At 36.8% G+C, this 2,896-nt stretch carries 3 protein-coding genes; 2 read left to right on the top strand and 1 reads right to left on the bottom strand.

Features of this window, described 5'->3' with window-relative positions; genetic code table 11:
• The first annotated feature begins 169 nt into the window (after window positions 1–169).
• Window positions 170–988, top strand: coding sequence for a BtpA/SgcQ family protein (locus ENL20_01865; GenBank protein ID HHE37304.1), 819 nt, complete (start codon window positions 170–172; stop codon window positions 986–988).
• Window positions 989–1,097: 109 nt separating this feature from the next.
• On the top strand, window positions 1,098–1,277 hold the full coding sequence (locus ENL20_01860; GenBank protein HHE37303.1) for a 4-oxalocrotonate tautomerase family protein: 180 nt from the start codon (window positions 1,098–1,100) through the stop codon (window positions 1,275–1,277).
• 88 nt (window positions 1,278–1,365) lie between these two features.
• Here the strand turns inward: ENL20_01860 and ENL20_01855 are convergent, their stop codons facing one another.
• A complete protein-coding gene (locus tag ENL20_01855) occupies window positions 1,366–2,511 on the bottom strand; it encodes a T9SS type A sorting domain-containing protein (protein HHE37302.1) in 1,146 nt (381 codons plus the stop codon).
• Window positions 2,512–2,896 lie beyond the last annotated feature (385 nt).

Here is a 2,896-nt window from a genome sequence, read left to right as displayed (position 1 = left end):
GTTTTAAGGAAGTTTTATTTTAGTTATCGAATATTCAAAATAGAATTTTTCAGACAATTGTTTTCCCAAATAAAATTTGGGAAAAAGATGGAAGAACAATTTCTTAATTGACAGAATTCCATAGAATTCAGTTCGTTGATCAACCGAATTTAAAAAAGGAAATAGAGTTATGAAAATTATTGAAAAATTATTTAAAAAAGAGAAAGCAGTTATCGGAATGGTTCACATTCAGGCTCTTCCCGGAACTCCGAGACATTCCAAATCGATGAAGGAAATAATCTCCAAAGCTGTAGAAGAAGCAGAACTTTATGAAGATGCCGGATTTGATGCCGTCTCCCTCGAGAATATGCACGATGTTCCTTATTTGATTAGAAATGTCGGACCGGAAATCGTTGCTTCCATGACAGCAGTTGCTTGTGAAATTAAAAATAGTGTTTCGCTTCCGGTTGGAATTCAAATCCTTTCAGGAGCAAATAAGCAGGCACTTGCTGTAGCCAAAGCTGCCGGTTTGAGTTTTATCAGGACAGAAGGATTTGTATTTTCTCATATTGCAGATGAAGGTCTGATGAATTCAGATGCGGGAGAACTCCTGCGTTATCGAAAACAGATCGATGCCCGAAATATCCTGATTTTTACCGATATTCAAAAAAAACATTCATCTCATTATCTTACTTCCGATATCAGTATCACAGAATTTGCCAAGGCAGCAGAATTTTTTTTAAGTGATGGAATTGTGCTCACCGGTACGGTTACGGGAAGACCTGCCGACACGATAGAACTCAAAACGGTTAAAAAGGAAACTGATCTTCCGGTCTTGATCGGTTCCGGAATTACTGATAAAAATATTTCTTCGTATTGGAATTATGCCGATGGATTTATTGTTGGTTCTTATTTCAAAGAAAAGGGTTATTGGGAAAATCCGATTTCAAAGGAAAGAGTTGCAAAATTTATGGAGAACATTGATACATTGCGAAATAGAAAGCATTAAAGTTCTTATCGATTAGCTTTTCATCACGAGTCCAAGTCCAATCTTCTAAATGACTAAATATTTTTCGCGTCTTTTTCGTGCATTTCGTGGGTAATAAAAGGAGGAAATTATGCCGATCGTAACTTTAGAAAATGCTGGAAATTTAACAGATGAGCAGAAAACTCGATTGATCAAAGAATTGACCAATGTTGTCGTAGAAGTTACAAAAAAACCAGCACAAGCTGTTTATATCCGCATCGATGAAGTTCCGAGAAAGAATTTTGGAGTTGGCGGAAAGAGTTTGGGATAAGCATAAATCTATCTCATCAGGAAGTATTGAGGGATTCTTGCTCGAATCCTCTCAATACTTCTAAATCAAGAAACTCTTCTTGCATCTCTTACTTGATAAGGATCATCTTTTTCGTTTGGGAAAATCCTCCGGTGTGCAGTTGGCAGTAATAAATTCCGTTTGAAACCGGATTTCCGTTTTTATCTTTTCCGTCCCAGACAATTGAAGATTGATTACCGTGTCCGGCTTTTGACGGATTGAATATTGAATATTGTTTAATTAATTGCCCCTTGATATTGTAAATTGCAATCTCTGTGTTCTCTGCGTCTCTGTGGCAAGAGAAAGAAATCGTTGTTGTCGAATTGAAAGGATTCGGATAATTTCCTAATAATTGTGAAGGAAGCAAATCCTGTTCATCGATTGATGTATCATCAAATCCGGAACCGGTAACATGCAAGATAATTGTCGGAAAGATTTCATTATTTGTTGTGAAAATGATATCTCCAACATAATCCATTTCTGCTGTTGGAGTAAAAGTCAAATCCAGATCGATACTTTCAAATGCAGGAACAGAGAAATTATCGACGATCTCAAAATTCGGGATTGGAAAAATCATACCGGTTAGTTCATCTGTCCAATAATTTGTGATCGTGATCTGTTCAGTTGCAGAAGAACCGATAGCGACTTCACCAAAATCGATTTGAGAGGGAGTTACAGGAGAAAGCGGATTATAATCTGATCTAACAGCTTGCAAAATATCCTTCGTTCCAGTCCATGACTGCACGATCGCGACGATTTCAATCTCGTCGAGATTCCATTCCGGATCGAGATTAAATGAATATTCATGGGTCATGGTTTCACCGATATCTGTTAAATTGAAATCAAATTGTCCTGAATAAGCGACAACTTTGTTCACATAATCAGCATTGGGATCTGTAACTAATTTTGTAATAACTAAAAACAGTTTATTATTTGAAGTTGTGATATTTCCGGTTACTTCAATATCTGTAGTGACTGTTAACGCATCTCTTCCCGGATACATCTGCATAGACATATCTAACGGACTTTCCAGGTTAGATATTTGTTGATAAGCATTTTCATAAGAAGAATAACTGTTCCAGGTCGGCTCGATCGTACCGCCGAAAACGATCCAGGGAACATAACCATTTCCCGGATACCATCCATACCGAACATCTCCCCATGTTTCTTCTGTTTCCCAGACGATCGGGATCAGATCTTCATGAGCATCATACATTTGAGACAGCAAATTCCTTGCTGTAGGGCAACTCCCTCACCAATCCGCACTGAATACTTCTCCCACAACATTCATTTGAGTTGCAGAAATAAACGCTGTCAAAGAGAGTAACATAAGAACTAAACATAACTTTTTCATTTTTCCTCCATTTTTTTTGGAGTAAAACAACCGTGTGTGTTTTTGCTTTAACACGGTTAAAACACTCCAAGTTTTTTATGATTACTTTAATTAGAAGCAATATTTCCCCCAATTTTATTAGATAAATTATAATTATTCCTTAATTTAACATTAGTTAGAGTCGATCCTTAAATAGTATTTTGTGAGACCTTACGGATGGTTGAGGAACGAAACCTTCGTAATGGTCGATGTTTTTGGTTCAACCATT

The organism is Candidatus Cloacimonadota bacterium, from assembly GCA_011372345.1.
In the GTDB taxonomy this organism is placed as follows: Bacteria; Cloacimonadota; Cloacimonadia; order Cloacimonadales; family TCS61; genus DRTC01.
Note: the sequence above shows the minus strand (reverse complement) of the source record. Positions and strands in the feature narration are given on the sequence as shown.

Coding starts and splice junctions, on each gene's coding strand:
- ENL20_01860 (HHE37303.1), top strand. CDS start 1,098: ATGCCGATCGTAACTTTAGAAAATGCTGGAAATTTAACAGATGAGCAG.
- ENL20_01855 (HHE37302.1), bottom strand. CDS start 2,511: ATGTATGATGCTCATGAAGATCTGATCCCGATCGTCTGGGAAACAGAA.
- ENL20_01865 (HHE37304.1), top strand. CDS start 170: ATGAAAATTATTGAAAAATTATTTAAAAAAGAGAAAGCAGTTATCGGA.